Consider the following 15853-nt stretch of genomic DNA (forward strand, 5'->3'; position numbering starts at 1 on the left):
GTAGTAGTGCAAGTCAGTCCATTAACTTAATCGAAGGTGGTGTCACCACGATTACGGTGGTGGTGACCGCCCAAGACAGCACGATAAACACCTACACGATAGCAGTGAACCGAGCAGCGAGTAGCGATGCTAGCTTGAGCGGTTTAGAGTTATCGGCAGGAATATTAACTCCACCCTTTGCGAGCAATCAGGCGACCTATAGCGTGTCGGTAGCCAATACGACGGCAACGATAACGGTGACCCCGACGGCAAATAATGCCAATGCAACTATCACAGTGGATAGCATAGAGGTGGCTAGTAGTAGTGCAAGTCAGTCCATTGCCTTAACCGAAGGCGATGTCACTGAGATTACGATTGTAGTGACCGCCCAAGACAACACGATAAACACCTACACGATAGCCGTGAACCGTGCGCCGAGTAGCGATGCGAGCTTGAGTGGTTTGGAGTTATCGGCAGGAACATTAACTCCACCTTTTGCGAGCAATCAGGCGACCTACAGCGTGTCGGTAGCCAATACGACGGCAACGATAACTGTGACCCCGACGGCGACTAATCGCAATGCAACTATCACAGTGGATAGTATAGAGGTGGTTAGTAGTAGTGCAAGTCAGTCCATTAACTTAATCGAAGGTGGTGTCACCACGATTACGGTGGTGGTGACCGCCCAAGACGACACTATGAATACTTACACGATAGCAGCGACCCGTGCGGCGAGTAGCGATGCGAGCTTGTCTGATTTAGCGGTGTCGTCAGGAGAATTAAGCGAACCCTTTATGAGCACAACACTGAACTATACAGTATCGGTAGAAAATGATATTGAGGAGCTAACGGTGACGCCAACGGCGACTAATACCAATGCAACTATCATAGTGGATGGTACAGGTGTGAACAGTGGTGATTCAAGCCAGCCTATTGCATTAGCCGAAGGTGAAGTCACCACGATTACGATAGAAGTGACTGCCCAAGCTGGCAACATAAATACTTACACGATAGCAGTGAACCGAGCATTGAGCGATGATGCAACTTTGAGTAGCCTGATACTAACAGATAGTGTAGGTGATACTCCGGTCATAGTAGCTCCAGAACCTTTTGACGCGAGAACATTTGACTACAATGCAGCAGTGCTGGATACAGTATCGACGGTTACAGTGATAGTATCGTCGACTAATGAGAATGCAGAGATTAGAGTGGGTAGTGATGAGGTTGAAAGTGGCATGATCTTTGATGTGGCATTGGGTGGTCCAGATTCTGCTACGCCTATAGAGATAGAAGTGACTGCGCAGGATAGAATGACGACTAGAACCTACACGATAACCGTGAATCGTGCTGAGCGGCCGGATGCAAATGATGCGACCCTGTTTAATTTAGCACTGGTGGCAAATGGCGATGCGGTAGATTTTGGCTTTGATAGCACAACACTGAACCATACAGTATCAGTTGGGAATGATATTGAGGAGCTAACCGTGATACCGACGGCGACTAATGGGAATGCAGCTATCAGGGTAAATAGTGGTGATGTAAGCCAGTCTATAGAGAGTGGTGATGCAAGTAATGCCATTCCATTAGCTGAAGGTGAAGTCACCACGATTACGGTCGTAGTGACCGCTCAAGACGGCAGCATGATGAATACTTATACGGTAGCAGTGAGCCGGGCTGCGAGTAGTGATGCGAGCTTGAGTGGCCTGGAGGTATCACCAGGAGAATTAAGCGAGACCTTTGCTAGCACAACACTGAACTATACAGTATCGGTAGAAAATGATATTGAGAGGCTAACGGTGACGCCAACAGCGACTAATGATAATGCAACTATCATGGTCAATGAGCGGCCAGTAGATAGTGGCACTACAAGTAATGCCATTGCACTAGCCGAAGGTGAAGTCACCACGATTACGGTCGTAGTGACCGCTCAAGACGGCACCGAAAATAGTTACACGATAGCAGTGACTCGTGCTCCGAGTAGTGATGCGAGCTTGAGTAGTCTGGAGGTATCGGCAGGCGAATTAGATCCGGAATTTAGTAGCACAACACTGAACTATACAGTATTGGTTGCTAATAGCATTGAGGAGCTAATGGTGACGGCAACGGCGACTAATGCCAATGCAACTATCACGGTGGATGGCACAGATGTGGACAGTGGTGATCCAAGCCAGCTTATTGAATTAGCCGAAGGTGAAGTCACCACGATTACGATCATAGTGACCGCCCAAGACGGCACGATGAGGGAATACACGATAGCAGTGACACGTGCGCCGAGTGCAGATGCAACTTTGAGTAGCCTGATGCTAACAGATAGTGTAGGTGATACTCCGGTTAGAGTAGCTCCAGAACCTTTTGACGCAGGAACATTTGACTACAATGCAGCAGTGCTGGATACAGTGTCGACGGTTACAGTGACAGTATCGGCGGCTAATGAGAATGCAGAGATTAGAGTGGGTAGTGATGAGGTTGAAAGTGGCATGAGCTTTGATGTAGCATTGGGTGATCCAGGTTCTGCTACGGATATAGAAATAGAAGTGACTGCGCAGGATGGGATGACGACTAGAACCTACACGATAACCGTGAATCGTGCTGAGCGGCCAGATGCAAATGATGCGACCCTGTTTGATTTAGCACTAATGCTAACGGACACTGACGGCACTAGGATTGAATTGTCTCCTGCTTTTGCGTCAACGAGAACTAGCTACAGCGCAGGCGTAGCCCATACAGTAGGTAATTTAGCAGTGACCCCGACGGCTCGCAATAGTAGTGCAACGATTGTAGTCAATAACACTAGTGTCAGTAGCGGTGATTCAACAGAGGTGCTGCTTGGAGATGTTGGCCAATCTACCGATATAGTTGTTACAGTAACCGCAGCCGATGGTAGCACGACGGCGAGTTATACGGTGACTGTGAGCCGAGCATTGAGCAACGATGCAACCTTAAGTAATTTAGCGGTATCGCCAGGCACACTAAGCGAGACCTTTGGTAGCACAACACTGAACTATACAGTATCGGTTGGAAATGATATTGAGGAGCTAACGGTGACGGCAACGGCGACTGATGATAATGCAACTATCATGGTAGATGATGAGGGAGTAGAGCGTGGCAGCACGATTAGTGCCATTACATTAACCGAAGGTGCTGTCACCACGATTACGGTCGTAGTGACCGCTCAAGATGGCACCGAAAATACTTACACGATAGCAGTGACTCGTGCGCCGAGTAGTGATGCGAGCTTAAGTAATTTAGAGATGTCTGCAGGCACATTAGTACCACCCTTTATGAGCGATACACCAGACTACAGAGTGTTGGTAGCCAATGCAACGGGAACGATAACGGTGACGCCGACGGCGAATCATCCGCAAGCAACAATCACAGTGAATGATGTGGCAGTAGCTAGTGGTAATGCAAGTAGCGCCATTGAATTAGCCGAAGGTGAAGTCACCACGATTACGGTAGTAGTGACTGCCCAAGACAGCACCGAAAATACTTACACGATAGCAGTGAGCCGAACTGCGAGTAGTGATGCGAGCTTGACTGATTTGGCGGTGTCGGCAGGCACATTAATGCCAGCCTTTGTGAGCGATACACGAGGCTACACAGTTGAGGTTGTGAATGCGACGGCAACGATAGCGGTGACGCCGACGGTGACTAATCGCAATGCAACAATCACAGTCAATGTTAATAATGTAAGTGTTGGTGATCCAAGGCAGCCTATTGATTTAGTTGAAGGTGGCGACACTATAATTACGATAGAAGTGACTGCGCAAGATAGAATGACGACAAATAGCTATGTGGTGACAGTGAGCCGAGCGGCGAGTAGTGATGCAACCTTAAAGACATTGACGGTGTCGGAAGGTACATTAATGCCGAATTTTGATAGCAGCACACTAACCTACACAGTGATGGTTGCCAATACGATAGACACGATAACGGTGACACCGACAGCAACTAATGAGAATGCAACTATCACAGTGAATAATGTGCCAGTAGATAGTGGTGATGCTTATACTGCCACTGACTTAACCGAAGGTGAAGTCACCACAATAACGATAGTAGTGACCGCCCAAGACACCACGACCAATACCTATACGATAGCAGTGAGCCGAGCGGCGAGCAGTGATGCAACCTTAGCTAACTTGGCGGTGTCGGAAGGAGAATTAAGCGAGCCCTTTATGAGCACGACACAGAACTATACGGTATCGGTTACTAGTAACATTGAGGAGCTAACTGTGACGCCGACAGCGACTGATCCAAGAGCAACTATCACGGTGATTGTTGATGAGACAGAGGTAGAGACAGTGGCTAGTGGCAATGCAAGTCAACCCATTGAATTAGCTGAAGGTGAAGTTACTACGATTACAATCGTAGTGACCGCCCCAGACGGCACGAGAAATCCCTATACAATAGCAGTGAGCCGAGATAGTCGTGATGCTATCCGTGTCCGAGTTAAGGTCTTCCTAGAAGGCCCGCTACGTTAAATCTGTAGCGACTAGAGCTAGGGAGTTTTAATCAAAAGATCAGACCTATTACACCCTCGCAGAATGTGTATACGGAAAGCTTCAATGGCAAGTTCCGAGATAGCTGTCTCCTCAGTATTGTTTTGTTCATTGAAAGATGTCAAGACTATTATTGAAAACTTGGTGTATTGATTAGATTATAAGAATCAGGCCATATAGCCTTACTAGGCTCACAACCACCTAGTGAATCTAAACACACCTGTATTTGCAGAGAAATTAGCATGAAAACTTTCTTTGAAGGCGGACCTAAAAAAGAGGAAAGGTCAAGGTCACTACTCAGTAAATAGATTATATTATAATGGCATCATGTAGTTTAGCTAACCATCCATCATTAGTATGCTATCGCTTTCAATAAAAAACCACACAGCTTAACGGAACTGCTATGAATGATTATAAAGAGCGGAAATATTTATCCTCAATAGAGGCGGCAAAATATATTGGTATTACAGTTCGTGCTTTGCATAATTTAGTAAAGCAAAAAAAAATCAAAAATATCGTTGCCTCTAGTGGGCAGAAACGTTTCAGACTACAAGACTTACAAAATTATAAAAGGGTAACCCTAAAAGAGAAAAAAACTCCACAAGAACAAATAGCAAAAGAAACCTCATTAATTATTAACGACACCACACATAAAATTTACATTAAAAGTTCAATGGATATGACTGAGTTGGATGATGATTCCATACACTTGATGGTGACTTCTCCTCCTTATTTTAATGCCAAGATGTATATGAGAAAATCCACCGAAGAGGATTTGGGAAATATCCATGATCTGAGTGAATGGTTTGAAAAAATCAGCTTGGTTTGGAGAGAAGTTTTTAGAGTGCTACAACATGGTAGGAAGGCATTTATTAATATTATGAACTTACCCATAAGAGTAGAAAACGGGTTTAGGACTTTAAATTTAGTAGGGCAAACGATAGAAGTGATGGAGGACATCGGCTTTATCTTTAAGCGAGATATTGTATGGCATAAGACTAATGGCGTGAAGGCTCATTTCGGAACTTATCCTTATCCAGGAGGAATTTTAATTAATAACATGCACGAATTTATCCTAGAGTTCAATAAGCCCGAAAAAAAGGGTCTTAGTAAATATGGTCATTTAACGACACAACAAAAAGAGAGCTCAAAACTGGACAAGGATTTTTGGTTAAGCATTAAAAACACTGATGTTTGGGAAATGAAGCCAGAAAAAAGCGGAGATAATCGAACCCATGTTGCTCCGTTTCCTTATGAGTTGCCTTACAGGATTATAAAAGCTTTTACATATGTAGGCGAAACCGTTCTAGATCCATTTGTGGGTAGTGGTACAACAACTAAATCCTCGGCGGACTTAAAAAGAAATAGCATAGGATATGAAATTGCCCCAGAGATTGCAACAGTAGCTATAAATAGCTTAAAAAATTATCAAAATAGGCTATTCGCATAAATAACAAAATGGAGTCGGATTCAAAGTTAGTATATGCTCAGTCTAGCGACATTAAATCTAGGACTTATTTGGAATATCGTAAAGATATGAAACGGAAAGCTATTGCAGAGCTTGAGATTTTACCCTGGCTAAGAAAAGAAATTAAAAAGGTCGATCAAAAAGCCCATGTTGAAAAACATGGGGGAGATAAATTTATGATGAAGAATAAGTTTGTGTCGAAATATAAATTAATTGAATACGAGTCGTGTACTAGAGGAGAACAAATACCATCAGCAGTGGGAAAATATATAACCCTGTTTAGGTATTTATAGAAACACATCCCGTTTATTCCCTACTTTCTTATCTTAAGCTTATGCTATTATTAGTTTATCCATAGAAGTATACTTATGATATGCAACCGCAAAATCTATACGCTTTATTTTTAGAACGGCTGAGCTTATCGGAGAATCGCTGTGCTTATTTGCAATGGCACACAAAGCACGATGCTTGGCGGGAGTATACCTGGCGAGATATTGCGGTGCGCGTGGGGCGATTGCAACACAGCTTTAAGTCGGAGGGTCTGGTGCCTGGGGATCGCGTTGCGATTATGTTGGCAAATGGCGTGGATTGGATCGTCTTTGATCAAGCAGCTTTGGGTTGTGGGTTAATTACCATCCCGCTCTATAACCATGATAACGCAGGCAATGTTGCACATATCTTAAAAGACTCGGCGGCTAAGCTCTTGTTTAGCGATAAAGTGCGTATTGAAAATCTGATACTAGATGACTTGCCTGAGTTGCAGCGTATAGTTTCGGTAGATAAATCGGTGGATACCGACCGCAGATGTGTATGTTTATCGGATTGGCAAAGCGACAACAATACCTTGCTTCCCGACCAGATAGACGATGGTGCGCTTGCCTCGATCATTTATACCTCAGGGACAACAGGTCCTCCTAAAGGCGTCATGTTATCCCATACTAATATTTTGCAAAATGCCGTTGCTGCAGCGTCTGTTGCAGATATAGGCGAAGACGATTTACTGTTATCTTTTCTGCCGCTATCCCACTCTTTCGAACGTACTGCCGGCTACTATATGACAATGCTAGTAGGCGCAAAAGTTGCTTTTTCTAGATCACTACAGCAGATCAGAGCAGATTTACAAGATATAAAGCCGACAGTATTGATTTCGGTGCCGCGCCTCTATGAGACAATATACGATCGCTTGCAAGCATCTTTGATGCAACGCCCTGCATGGGTACAAAAATTATTTCAATTAGCGGTCTCAATCGGTTGGTATCGTAGGTCATCTGCTTTCGCAAAGTTGATTACTGCACCGCTATGGCCAGTTTTTGAGGTACTTTTTGCTAGCAAGCTAAAGCAAGCTTTCGGTGGTCGCATGCGATTTACGATTAGTGGCGGAGCACCACTACCCGTTGCGTTGTCACGACTGTTCGCAGCATTAGGTGTAACGATCTATCAAGGCTATGGGTTGACCGAATCCTCTCCGGTGGTGTCAGTGAACTTCCCAGATCTGGTCGTTGGCAGCGTTGGCCAGCCGATACCCGGCGTAGAAGTTAAAATTGCCCAAAATGATGAGCTGCTGGTGCGCGGTAGCAATGTGATGCAGGGATACTGGCGTCTTGCTGAGAAAACTGCTGAAGTAATAGATGCCGACGGTTGGTTACATACTGGCGATCAAGCGCGTTTGGATAAAGCAGGGAATTTATATATCACCGGCAGAATTAAAGAGATTATCGTATTGAGCAACGGTGAGAAAATCGCACCGGCCGACATAGAGCAGGTGTTGGTACACGACCCATTATTTCAGCAAGCGATGGTTTACGGCGAAGGACATGCTTTCTTAATTGCATTGTTAGTGCTTGATAAGGAAGCTTTAGATTCTTATCTGCAAAAACATCCTACATTAAATCCCGACACCAAACTTTCATCGACACAGTTGCGGGTAGCACTGAGCAAGCATGTACATCAGTTGATGGATGACTTTCCGGCGTATGCTAAAATCCGTCGTGTTGTATGTTTGCTTGAACCATGGACGGTTGAGAACGGTTTGCTCACCCCGACTCTCAAACTAAAACGCGCTCGCGTTGTTGAACTTTATCAAGAGCAAATAAATCAAGCGTATGGGTAGACTGCTTATTAGTGCCACCCATAAATCGTCAGGCAAAACAATAATCAGTACAGCATTAGCAGCAATACTCAAAGCCCGTCGACTCAATCCTCGGCCTTATAAAAAGGGCCCCGACTACATAGACCCGCAGTGGTTATCTGCTGCAGCGGGATGTCCGTGTTACAACCTTGATTTCAATGTTCAATCAAAAGATGAAATAGTCGCAATGGTTGCTGACAAATCGCCAACTGGCTCATTCACCTTGATAGAGGCCAACAAAGGTCTGTATGACGGCGTCTCTGTAGACGGTAGCAACAGCAATGCGGCACTTACCAAACTGCTTCGTTGTCCGGTTTTACTGGTTGTCGACTGTGACGGCATGACCCGAGGTATCGCCCCATTACTATTGGGTTATAGCGACTTTGATCCAGAACTAACCATAGGTGGCGTGATACTAAACCGCGTAGGTGGAACACGGCATCAATCAAAACTTATCGCCGCAGTCGAGCAATATACCGATATACCAGTTATGGGTACCGTGATGAAAGACAAGACGCTGTTATTGCCTGAGCGACATTTAGGACTTATTCCAGCTAACGAGGCCTCCGATAAAATGCGATTTATAGAAGCTATTGCCGAGCGCATTGTTGCCCAGCTGGATATAGAAAAAATTATAGAGCTTGCTGCACTAACAGCACCTTTACCGAAAATCGCCAGCCGGCAGCGTGGACATCGCAAACCGACGGCTGACATCCGCATTGGTGTGTTCAAAGATGCGGCATTCGGCTTTTATTATCCAGACGACCTTGAAGCACTTGAACAGTTGGGAGCCGAATTGCTCTTTATTGATAGTCTAAGCGATGCTCGGCTACCAGCTACCGACGGTTTATTCATAGGGGGTGGATTTCCGGAAACACAAGCCGATGTGCTTGAAGCTAACCGACCTTTGCGGACTGCGGTTGCCGAAGCGATAGAAGGCGGAATACCCGTCTATGCCGAATGCGGTGGTTTAATGTATTTAACCCGTGGTATTCATTGGCAGGGCCGTCGTTTTGAGATGTGTGGCGTAATCGACGCTGACACTTATGTAGACAAAGTACCACAAGGCCGAGGTTATGTTGAATTGATAGCAGATAATACAATCAGCCGACGCCAACTGGGCGACAATGATCAGCCTGCTACTATTTATGCACACGAGTTCCATTATTCTCGTCTCATTGATATAAAAAGCGACTATCAAACCGCATATAAGGTTAACAGAGGGGTGGGGTTGGGAAACGGACGGGATGGCATCATCTACAAAAATCTGCTGGCTATGTATGCTCATCAGCGCAATGTTTGCGGAGATTGGGCACGAATTTTCAGCGATTTAGTTCGGCAACATAAAAAAACGCCCGCAACTGCTTTCGTATAATTTATAAACAAGTTGATGGGTAATTTGTAGTATACTACGACACTATGTTTGATATATTAACTGGCTATGGTTGGTGGCAGTTGGATTGGTGGCAATATGTAGCTATAGCATTAGCACTCACCCACCTTACGATTATCTGCGTCACGCTTTATTTACATCGCTCACAGGCACATCGTGCGGTCGATTTTCATCCCGCAGTAAACCATGTTATGCGGTTTTGGTTATGGCTGACGACTGGTATGAAGGCCAAGGAATGGGTTGCGGTGCACCGTAAGCACCACGCCAAATGCGAAGCCAAAGAAGACCCACACAGCCCGATTGTGAAAGGAATACATTCGGTACTGTGGCAAGGCACTGAGCTCTACTCTGAAGAAGCCACCCATACCGACACATTAAAGATATACGGGCGAGGTACACCCGACGATGCTATAGAGCGCAATTTATACAGTCGCTTCCCTAACACTGGTGTCGTATCATTATTTTTAATACACTTCGTGCTATTTGGTTTTTATGGCATCGCAATATGGGCAGTACAAATGCTATGGATACCGTTTTTCGCGGCCGGTGTTGTCAACGGTATTGGACACTTCAAGGGTTATAGAAACTATCCGACTGATGACTGTTCTACTAATTTCTCTAATCTGGGTATTCTGATAGGTGGAGAAGAGTTACACAATAACCATCACGCCTATCCTAGTTCGGCGAAATTATCGGCAAAGTGGTGGGAGTTTGATGTAGGCTGGCTATACATACGTATATTGCATTGCCTTAAACTTGCTACGGTGTTGCGTTTGGCACCAGTGCCTTCTCGTAATCACAAAGCCGATAAGAACTTAGATATAGATACTGCTAAAGCTATTTTTGAAAGCCGCCTGCATGTAACCTACGAATATGTCAACAGAGTATTAAAGCCAGTGTTGCATAGCGAACTTAGCAAAGCTGACGATGCTTATCATCAACTACTGACGCATGTCAAACTCATTTTACCTAAACCCGGAAATCAAGTAAGCGATAAAGAGCACGCAATGATGAAAGAAGTTTTATTAAAAAACGAAAATTTACAACTGGTTTGCGACTTTAAGAATCGCTTGCACGATATGCTGTATGTGATGAAGTACAAGGATTTTCACAGCCTGAAAGAAGAGTTAATAGAATGGTGCCGGCAAGCCGAGCAAAGTGGTGTCGAAACGCTCAGAGAATTTGCCAGTATGATGCAAGGCTATGCTCTAAAACCCTCCGTTGCGCAAATCCGCTTATAACCCCCGCTTGTAACCATTTCTGGGGTGGTTAATCTACAGGATGCTACTTAATCTTTGCCTCTTTATAGATTACATGTTTGCGGATAGTTGGATCGAATTTCTTTAGTTCAAGTTTTTTAGTACCGGCGGTTTTCTTATTTTTTGTCGCAGTATAAAAATGACCGCTACCAGCACTGGATACGAGTCTGATTTTCTCTCTCATTGTTAAAACTCCGTCTTATCGCTTTTCTATCTCGGCGAGCACCGCATCTATTCCTTTTTTATCAATCAGGCGTAAGCCCTTAGACGAAACCCGCAGGCGTATCCAGCACTTACGACTCTCAACCCAAAAACGATGGGTATGTAAATTGGGTCGAAAATGTCGCCGCGTTTTATTGTGCGCATGAGACACATTATTTCCACTCATAGGTTTTTTACCTGTTATTTGACAAATCCTTGACATCAAAGTTCTCCGCAAAGGGCGTATCATAGCATAAATAAAGATTTTTCATATGAAATTGTACGATGCCACGACAGGTATATTTAGATCTATACAGGACAAATCATGGAATGAAGTAGCGAAGCGTTATACTGGGAGATGAGAACCTAAACCTTCGCCATAAAATAGTGTGGCTTAGCTTAAACACATCTTGGCTTGCATTGATACCGTGTTTGTTGCAAACAAAATGCTAATCGGTCAAGCTTTTTTGCTTGAGTTGTCATAATAGTCTTATTTTTTAGATAAAGTCGCTATTTTATAAAAACTTTTGGTGTGTTAGCCAGTATGTCGATATGTATAATGCATACTGGCTATCTATTACTTAGAATAGATTTCCCTGCTGCTAGGGATACCTCTTTTGGGCAGGAAAATTCTATTCTGCGTAGTTTGATATGTACTTGCACATTATTCAGGTGTGAAAATTAGTTGCGGATCTTATTATTGGTTTATGCTATACAACCTTGGAGAGGTACCGAAGTGGTTATAACGGCACTGACTCGAAATCAGATGGTCGGCGAAAGTCGGCACGTGGGTTCGAATCCCACCCTCTCCATTGACAATCTTAGATTTTGAGAGAATTGCTCAGCAATACACACAATCATGAATTGAAATATATTAGTCCAGTATAGCAACAATGTTTTCCTATCGGTTATAATCTGTTTAACTTTTTTACTGCGGTATTGATCGTGATTAATCGGCTTTATTTTTTCGTAACACTAGCGCTCGGAATATCAGGGCTTTTATTTTTTGTACCTTCTGCAACTGCCGAATGTAATCGCAACGATGTTGAGTATTTCCTCAAAAAAGGATTTAGCCGAGAGCAAGTTACGGCTATTTGCGAGGTAGCGAAACCGCAACGATTCGGCGAATCTACACCCCAGAACCAAGAAGATTACGAGGCATATAACAAACAACTGGAAGCGCGTCTGCGCATTGAGCGTAAATTGCAAAAAGAGGAAGATGATATTTTGCTACTGAAAACTGCCATCGCTGGTGAAGATGTCAAAATAACTGCCGATTGGCTGGACTTTAAGAGTCCCTTTTGTATTGCTGCGGGTAATAACCCTGATGTAGAAGCAAGAGTTAGAGTGTGTCCTTTAGTGCTATATAGAATTTATTTCAAGGGCTTGCAGGTTAAAGAATATCAACGTAAATATGTGATATTCGGCAAGCGTGAGCTTGAAGTGGAGGGCACTATCAAGCGCAAACTTTTGAATGACTTGCGAGGTTATCCTCCTGGTATTAGGATGGAGCTGTTAGATGCCTATAAGGCGAATGTCCGTAAAGGCGGCACTTTTATTCCTATACGCAAGGATTACCCAATTAATAAAGTGCAACAAGTGTTGAGATCCTATGCGTTGCGCGCAGAGGAGTAGCCTTGCTTCAATATCGCACGATAACCGACGGAGCTTCCATCTCCGGCGGAATGTCAACGCCCATCATATCTAACACTGTGGGCGCAATGCTACTGATACTATAACCGCTTGCTAGCTTCGGTGATTTAGTAGCATTGACAATCAGACAAGGCACTGGATTCGTAGTATGCATGGTATTAGGTTGGCCGGTTGCAAGGTCTAACATTTCATCGCAGTTGCCATGATCTGCTGTGATCAGCACTTGCCAGCCGTGCTTCAGTGCAACATTTACAATTTCACCCAGTTGCTGGTCTACAGTTTCAACCGCTTTTATAATAGGATCAGGAACTGCGGTGTGACCGACCATATCCATGTTGGCAAAATTAACCACGACGAATGAATACTCAGGCATAGCAAGCGCTGATGACACCGCATCGGCAACCGCTGCCGCACTCATTTCCGGCATCAAATCGTAGGTGCTCACTTTAGGCGACGGCACCAGATAATGCTTTTCACCAGGTAGCGGCTCTTCTATGCCGCCGTTGAAGAAAAAAGTAATATGTGGGTATTTTTCGGTCTCAGCACAGTGAAATTGTTTTAATTGCAGATCGCTCAACACTTTAGCTAAAGTTACTTTAGGGCGTATTGGGTTATACGCAACGGCACAAGGTAGCTTGTGGTCTATTTCAGTCATTGTTGTAATATTAATGGCTTGGTAATCGTCTCTATCAAAGCTATCAAAATGCTTGCACGCCAGTGCTTTAATCAATTGTCGTGGCCGGTCATTTCTAAAATTAAAAAGTATAAGATGATCCTTTTCGTCTAAGGCCTTATGGCTATCTGAGTAGAATGGCTCGATGAATTCATCGCTATGACCCGTGGCATAGGCACTATCAATAGCATCGTCTACATTTCTCACCTGTCTACCCTGTGCTTTTGCAATGACCTGCCAAGCTGCCGCGGTTCTATCCCAGCGCGCGTCTCGATCCATTGCGTAATAGCGGCCGATAATGGTTGCGATCGCACCACCAGCTTGTTCAAGCGGAGCTTGTAGTTGTTGGATGAATTTATGTGCGCATTGTGGCGCGGTGTCGCGCCCATCAGTAATTACATGCACTATTGGTATGCAACCTGTTTTAGCAGCAAGTTCTATTAGCGCTAATAAGTGACGAATATGAGAATGTACCCCGCCGTCCGATACTAGGCCCAAGAGATGTATCGGGCGATTATTTTCCTTAGCGCGCTGCATTGCAGATAATAAAGTGTTATTCTTAAAGAAGCTACGGTCTTTGATAGCATTATCTATGCGCACTAAATCTTGTGGGATTACGCAGCCGCAGCCCATTGTTGTATGCCCTACTTCGGAGTTACCTATTTGTCCTGGCGGAAGCCCGACTGCAGGCCCCGACGCCTCCAGCAGAGTGTGCGGATATTCAGCGAATAATCTATCTAAATGTGGTGTTTTAGCAACCCACACGGCATTATTGTTAGTGTCGCTGCTGATGCCGTAGCCGTCTAAAATTACTAATAGGGTTTTATTTATTTTGGATTGCATAGCTTATTCCTTCACAGTGGTTCTTTAATGGAATCCGCTTCCTGCTCACTTTCTTTGGGAATAAATTTGGATATGAAAACACCAAGCTCAAACAGTAGCCACACTGGTATTGCCAATAACACTTGGGAGATCACATCAGGTGGTGTGAGCATCATTCCAACCACGAAAGCTCCGACGATAACATAAGGACGTTTGCGTATTAAATTTTCGGTGGTTGTGACACCGGTTTTAACCAGCATCAATGTAACAATCGGCACCTCAAATGCTGCACCGAAAGCGATAAAAATCTTTATTACAAAATCTAAATAACGATTAATGTCGGTCATCACTGAGATGCCTTCAGGAACTACGCTACTAAAAAATCCAAACATCAGTGGGAACACGACATAATAAGCAAAAATCATACCGGCATAGAAAAGTAATGTGCTAGATAATAATACCGGCAGTGCTAGACGCTTCTCTTGACGGTATAGCCCCGGCGAGACAAAAGCCCAGAATTGGTAAATCAACACCGGTATGGAAATGGTGACAGCGAGTAGTAAAACCAGTTTGAACGGCGCTAAGAAAGGCGAAGCAACTTCAATCGCAATCATCGTCCCACCTTGCGGTAGCTGTGCTACCAAGGGTGCAGAGAGAAAATTGTAGAGTGGGTTCGCAAAAGGAAACAGGGCGATAAAAACAAGCACTATGCAGGCAATCATCTTTAATAGCCTGCTTCTTAGCTCCACCAGATGCGATAACAGTGGTCGCTCTTTATCGGTCATGCTTGCTTTGCTACTTTTCCTTTTTGGTTGCTTCGGTAGTTCGCTTAGAATGAGGGTCGGTCGTGTTATCATCGTCAGTGTCGTGGGCTACGAAACGGCCTTCGTCAATCTGCTTTTCTACGGCTTTAGTCAAAGAATCGGTACTCATGAACTCTCGCTTAATATCACTGCCCGCTTGGTTTATCGTGTCTTGTGCGTCCGATAAAATTTTCTTAACTTCATTGGCACTCGCCTGCTCGGCAAACTCAGTCTTCAGCTGCGTCGTCAGCCTTTTAATGCGACTCATCCAACGACCGATAGTAGCAAGCAATTGCGGCAATCGTTCGGGTCCGACCACCAACAGTGCGATCAGCATAATAAGCGCTAACTCCCAGAAGCCGAAATCGGACATCTTTACTTAGTGGTCTTCTTTTTTAGGGGTGGGCGATGGTTTGTCGGTCATCGTCGACTTAGCAGGCTCTTCTTCCTTGACCGATTTCTTAAAGCTCTTAATAGCATCTCCCAGATCCGAACCTAAACTGCGTAGCTTTTTAGTGCCGAACAGTAAAATCACAATAATTAATATTAACAATATTTGTAAGGGTCCCCACGACATAATATTATCCTCAGTTAAAACATAAAAACATATATTACACTGCTAAGCGTAGTTTATCGATAAATTTATTTACCACGTTGCCTTTTTTCTTGATGTCCCGAAACCCCAAAACGTTTTGCTAACTCTTCTAATATCGCCTGTGAGGCTATGTTTTTAGACGCCAACAGCACCAAGCAATGAAACCACAAATCGGCTGTTTCGTGGATGATGTGATCACGGTCCTTGCCATCAGCAGCGGCAATCAGTTCCTCAGCTTCTTCTAAAATTTTATCAGCTATGCGGCGGTTTCCGCCAGCATACAAATTGGCGACATACGAATCGGCAGGGGTTGCCGATTTGCGCTCTTGCAGTACTTGGTCTAGATTTCTCAGAATATCTTTGCTAGCCATGATGATAGA

At 44.4% G+C, this 15853-nt stretch carries 15 protein-coding genes and 1 tRNA gene; 9 read left to right on the forward strand and 7 right to left on the reverse strand.

The genetic code is table 11. The features are described from left to right. The 7 genes from GDA45_00810 to GDA45_00840 all read left to right on the forward strand — a co-directional run. Positions 1 to 4460 (forward strand): cadherin-like beta sandwich domain-containing protein (locus tag GDA45_00810; protein ID MBC6413467.1); only part of this gene is annotated, 4460 nt, incomplete at its 5' end. A 65-nt stretch (positions 4461 to 4525) separates the two neighbouring features. Beyond that, positions 4526 to 4615, forward strand: coding sequence for a hypothetical protein (locus GDA45_00815; protein MBC6413468.1), 90 nt, complete (start codon positions 4526 to 4528; stop codon positions 4613 to 4615). 266 nt (positions 4616 to 4881) lie between these two features. Continuing rightward, on the forward strand, positions 4882 to 5928 hold the full coding sequence (locus GDA45_00820) for a site-specific DNA-methyltransferase (GenBank protein ID MBC6413469.1): 1047 nt from the start codon (positions 4882 to 4884) through the stop codon (positions 5926 to 5928). Positions 5929 to 5996: 68 nt separating this feature from the next. Then, positions 5997 to 6239 carry a hypothetical protein gene (locus GDA45_00825; GenBank protein MBC6413470.1) on the forward strand — a complete coding sequence of 81 codons (243 nt, stop codon included), beginning with the start codon at positions 5997 to 5999 and terminating at the stop codon, positions 6237 to 6239. An 80-nt stretch (positions 6240 to 6319) separates the two neighbouring features. Further along, positions 6320 to 8056, forward strand: a complete 1737-nt coding sequence (locus GDA45_00830) for a long-chain fatty acid--CoA ligase (protein MBC6413471.1) — start codon at positions 6320 to 6322, stop codon at positions 8054 to 8056. Next, a complete protein-coding gene (locus GDA45_00835) occupies positions 8049 to 9449 on the forward strand; it encodes a cobyrinate a,c-diamide synthase (protein MBC6413472.1) in 1401 nt (466 codons plus the stop codon). The genes GDA45_00830 and GDA45_00835 overlap by 8 nt, the downstream gene beginning before the upstream one ends. Positions 9450 to 9493: 44 nt before the next feature. Continuing rightward, a complete protein-coding gene (locus tag GDA45_00840; GenBank protein ID MBC6413473.1) occupies positions 9494 to 10708 on the forward strand; it encodes a fatty acid desaturase in 1215 nt (404 codons plus the stop codon). A 43-nt stretch (positions 10709 to 10751) separates the two neighbouring features. Here the strand turns inward: GDA45_00840 and rpmG are convergent, their stop codons facing one another. Further along, the gene (gene rpmG, locus GDA45_00845; GenBank protein ID MBC6413474.1) at positions 10752 to 10910 is read right to left on the reverse strand and encodes a 50S ribosomal protein L33; all 159 of its coding nucleotides are present in this window, start codon (positions 10908 to 10910) and stop codon (positions 10752 to 10754) included. A 15-nt stretch (positions 10911 to 10925) separates the two neighbouring features. Beyond that, positions 10926 to 11150 (reverse strand): 50S ribosomal protein L28, encoded by a 225-nt coding sequence (gene rpmB / locus GDA45_00850; protein MBC6413475.1) that lies wholly within the window; start codon positions 11148 to 11150, stop codon positions 10926 to 10928. A 499-nt stretch (positions 11151 to 11649) separates the two neighbouring features. Here rpmB and GDA45_00855 point away from each other — a divergent pair. Together GDA45_00855 and GDA45_00860 are read left to right on the forward strand one after the other, a co-directional pair. Continuing rightward, a tRNA-Ser gene (locus tag GDA45_00855) sits at positions 11650 to 11739 on the forward strand. Positions 11740 to 11872: 133 nt separating this feature from the next. Beyond that, positions 11873 to 12562 carry a hypothetical protein gene (locus GDA45_00860; GenBank protein MBC6413476.1) on the forward strand — a complete coding sequence of 230 codons (690 nt, stop codon included), beginning with the start codon at positions 11873 to 11875 and terminating at the stop codon, positions 12560 to 12562. 7 nt (positions 12563 to 12569) lie between these two features. Here the strand turns inward: GDA45_00860 and GDA45_00865 are convergent, their stop codons facing one another. The 5 genes from GDA45_00865 to GDA45_00885 form a co-directional block, all read right to left on the reverse strand. Continuing rightward, positions 12570 to 14096, reverse strand: a complete 1527-nt coding sequence (locus GDA45_00865) for a 2,3-bisphosphoglycerate-independent phosphoglycerate mutase (GenBank protein MBC6413477.1) — start codon at positions 14094 to 14096, stop codon at positions 12570 to 12572. A gap of 11 nt (positions 14097 to 14107) precedes the next feature. Next, the gene (gene tatC / locus GDA45_00870) at positions 14108 to 14860 is read right to left on the reverse strand and encodes a twin-arginine translocase subunit TatC (protein MBC6413478.1); all 753 of its coding nucleotides are present in this window, start codon (positions 14858 to 14860) and stop codon (positions 14108 to 14110) included. Between the two features lie 10 nt (positions 14861 to 14870). Then, entirely contained in the window at positions 14871 to 15251 is a 381-nt protein-coding gene (tatB, locus tag GDA45_00875) for a twin-arginine translocase subunit TatB (protein ID MBC6413479.1), read from the reverse strand. A 6-nt stretch (positions 15252 to 15257) separates the two neighbouring features. After that, positions 15258 to 15455, reverse strand: a complete 198-nt coding sequence (gene tatA, locus GDA45_00880) for a twin-arginine translocase TatA/TatE family subunit (protein MBC6413480.1) — start codon at positions 15453 to 15455, stop codon at positions 15258 to 15260. 65 nt (positions 15456 to 15520) lie between these two features. Beyond that, positions 15521 to 15844 carry a phosphoribosyl-ATP diphosphatase gene (locus GDA45_00885; GenBank protein ID MBC6413481.1) on the reverse strand — a complete coding sequence of 108 codons (324 nt, stop codon included), beginning with the start codon at positions 15842 to 15844 and terminating at the stop codon, positions 15521 to 15523. Positions 15845 to 15853: the final 9 nt, after the last annotated feature.

The sequence above is a fragment of the Chromatiales bacterium genome (assembly GCA_014323925.1).
Lineage (GTDB): Bacteria > Pseudomonadota > Gammaproteobacteria > Poriferisulfidales > Oxydemutatoraceae > SP5GCR1.

Bases quoted from the DNA above. Each gene is read 5' to 3' on its own strand.
- tatC (MBC6413478.1), bottom strand. From the start codon at position 14,860: ATGACCGATAAAGAGCGACCACTGTTATCGCATCTGGTGGAGCTAAGA.
- GDA45_00835 (MBC6413472.1), top strand. From the start codon at position 8,049: ATGGGTAGACTGCTTATTAGTGCCACCCATAAATCGTCAGGCAAAACA.
- tatB (MBC6413479.1), bottom strand. From the start codon at position 15,251: ATGTCCGATTTCGGCTTCTGGGAGTTAGCGCTTATTATGCTGATCGCA.
- rpmG (MBC6413474.1), bottom strand. From the start codon at position 10,910: ATGAGAGAGAAAATCAGACTCGTATCCAGTGCTGGTAGCGGTCATTTT.
- GDA45_00865 (MBC6413477.1), bottom strand. From the start codon at position 14,096: ATGCAATCCAAAATAAATAAAACCCTATTAGTAATTTTAGACGGCTAC.
- GDA45_00830 (MBC6413471.1), top strand. From the start codon at position 6,320: ATGCAACCGCAAAATCTATACGCTTTATTTTTAGAACGGCTGAGCTTA.
- rpmB (MBC6413475.1), bottom strand. From the start codon at position 11,150: ATGTCAAGGATTTGTCAAATAACAGGTAAAAAACCTATGAGTGGAAAT.
- GDA45_00820 (MBC6413469.1), top strand. From the start codon at position 4,882: ATGAATGATTATAAAGAGCGGAAATATTTATCCTCAATAGAGGCGGCA.
- tatA (MBC6413480.1), bottom strand. From the start codon at position 15,455: ATGTCGTGGGGACCCTTACAAATATTGTTAATATTAATTATTGTGATT.
- GDA45_00885 (MBC6413481.1), bottom strand. From the start codon at position 15,844: ATGGCTAGCAAAGATATTCTGAGAAATCTAGACCAAGTACTGCAAGAG.
- GDA45_00840 (MBC6413473.1), top strand. From the start codon at position 9,494: ATGTTTGATATATTAACTGGCTATGGTTGGTGGCAGTTGGATTGGTGG.